This window comes from Limobrevibacterium gyesilva (assembly GCF_025989185.1).
GTDB lineage: Bacteria > Pseudomonadota > Alphaproteobacteria > Acetobacterales > Acetobacteraceae > Limobrevibacterium > Limobrevibacterium gyesilva.
The window spans coordinates 1-1,964 of the sequence record NZ_JAPDNT010000072.1 but is presented as its reverse complement, the minus strand read 5'-3'; the positions used below and the strand labels follow the sequence as shown (position 1 = coordinate 1,964).

At 72.0% G+C, this 1,964-nt stretch carries 1 protein-coding gene; it reads left to right on the top strand.

Features of this window, described 5'->3' with window-relative positions:
- Positions 1-95 precede the first annotated feature (95 nt).
- Positions 96-1,964, top strand: a 1,869-nt coding sequence (locus tag OL599_RS25715; protein ID WP_264716921.1) for a peptidoglycan D,D-transpeptidase FtsI family protein, incomplete at its 3' end; no start/stop codon positions are given.

Here is a 1,964-nt window from a genome sequence, read left to right as displayed (position 1 = left end):
GTCGGCTCGGCCCTGGGCATGGCCCGCTCCATGGCCGTCACCCCCTCCATCATCACCCCCGCCTATGCCGGGCCGGCACAGTACGGCGGCAACCGATGACGGATTTCGCCCCGGATCCCCCCTCCCCGTCGGCCATCGCCCGCCGCTTCGGCGCGCCGCACGCGGCCGCGGTGCCGCGCATGGAGAATGTCCGGGTCACCGCCCCCGACCTGGCGCGCCGCGCCTCGATGGAGAAGACGCGGGGCCGGCTGGTGCTGGCCGCCTGCGGCTTCGCCCTGCTGTTCAGCGTCCTGGCGCTGAAGCTGACCGACGCCACCGTGATCGACCCGGTGCGGCCGAAGCCGGTGGCCCAGGTCCGCCGGCCGGAGCCGCCGCCGCCGCCCGGCCCCACCGGCACCGCGATGCTCGCGGCCGCCCCCGTCGACCTGGGCCTGCGCGCCGCCCGCGCCACCATCACCGACCGCAACGGCGAGATCCTGGCGATCTCGCTGCCGACCGCGAGCCTGTACGCCAATCCGCGCGAGCTGTTCGACGTCGAAGGTGCCGTCCGCAAGCTGAAATCGGTCGTGCCCCGCCTGGACGAGGACGAGCTGCGCAAGCGCCTGTCCGAGGAGACCAAGCAGTTCGTCTACCTCGCGCGCCAGATCACCCCGCGCGAGCAGTTGCAGATCAACGCGCTGGGCATTCCCGGCATCGACTTCGAGTCGACCGAGCGCCGCCGCTATCCGCTCGGCCGCGTCGCCGCCCAGGTGCTGGGCGGGGTGGACGTGGACGGCCACGGCGTGGCCGGCGTGGAGCGCTTCTTCGATCAGCGCCTGCGCGACAGCCCGCAGCCGCTGAAGCTGTCCCTCGACGTGCGCGTGCAGGCGGTGGTGCGCGACGAGCTGTCCAAGGCAATGGCGGAATTCCAGGCCATCGGCGCCTGCGGCATCGTCATGGACGTGCGCACCGGCGAGGTGCTGGCGATGGTCAGCCTGCCGGACTACGACGCCAACGATGTCGGCCGCGCCAGCACCGAGCAGCGCTTCAACCGCAACGTGACCGGCATGTACGAGCCGGGCAGCACGTTCAAGCTGCAGACCGCGTCGATGGCGCTGGACACCGGCACGGTGCAGATCTGGAACGGGTTCGACGCCACCGCCCCGATCCGCATCGGCCGCTTCACCATCAGCGACTTCCAGGGCAAGCATCGCTGGCTGTACGTGCCGGAGATCCTTGCCTATTCCTCCAATATCGGCGCCGCCCGCATGGCCGAGGCCGTCGGGGCCGAGCGCCAGCGCCAGTGGATGGACCGGATGGGCATGCTCAGCCGCATCGGCATCGAGCTGCCGGAAGTGGGCAGCCCGCTGGCGCCGCCGGCGGCGAACTGGAAAGAGATCGCGACGCTGACGATCGGCTTCGGCCACGGCATCGCCGTCTCGCCGCTGCATGTCGTGACCGGCACCGCCGCGATCGCCAACGGCGGCATCCTGTACCGCCCGACCATCGTGGCGGCGGAGCACGACGCCCCGCCGCGCCAGGGCATCCGGGTGATGCAGCAGACCACGTCGGACACGATGCGGCGGCTGATGCGCCTGGTGGTGACCGACGGCTACGGCAAGAGCGCCGAGGTGCCCGGCTACTATGTCGGCGGCAAGACCGGCACCGCCGAGAAGATTTCGCACCACGGCTACAATCGCAACAGCCGCGTCTCCGCGTTCATGAGCGCGTTTCCGATGAACGCGCCGCGCTATGCCGTCTACATGATGCTGGACGAGCCGAAGGCGAATGCCAGCACGCATGGCTACGCCACCGCCGGCTGGGTCAGCGCGCCCGCGGCCGGGCGGGTGATCGCGCGCATCGGGCCGATGCTGGGCCTGCTGCCGGACCTCGACAACGCCGCCGCCATCCAGGCGCAGCTCGCCATCCCGCTGCAGCCCGGCCGCCCGCCGGGCGCCAAGCCGGCCGGCCCCCCGGGCGCGGCG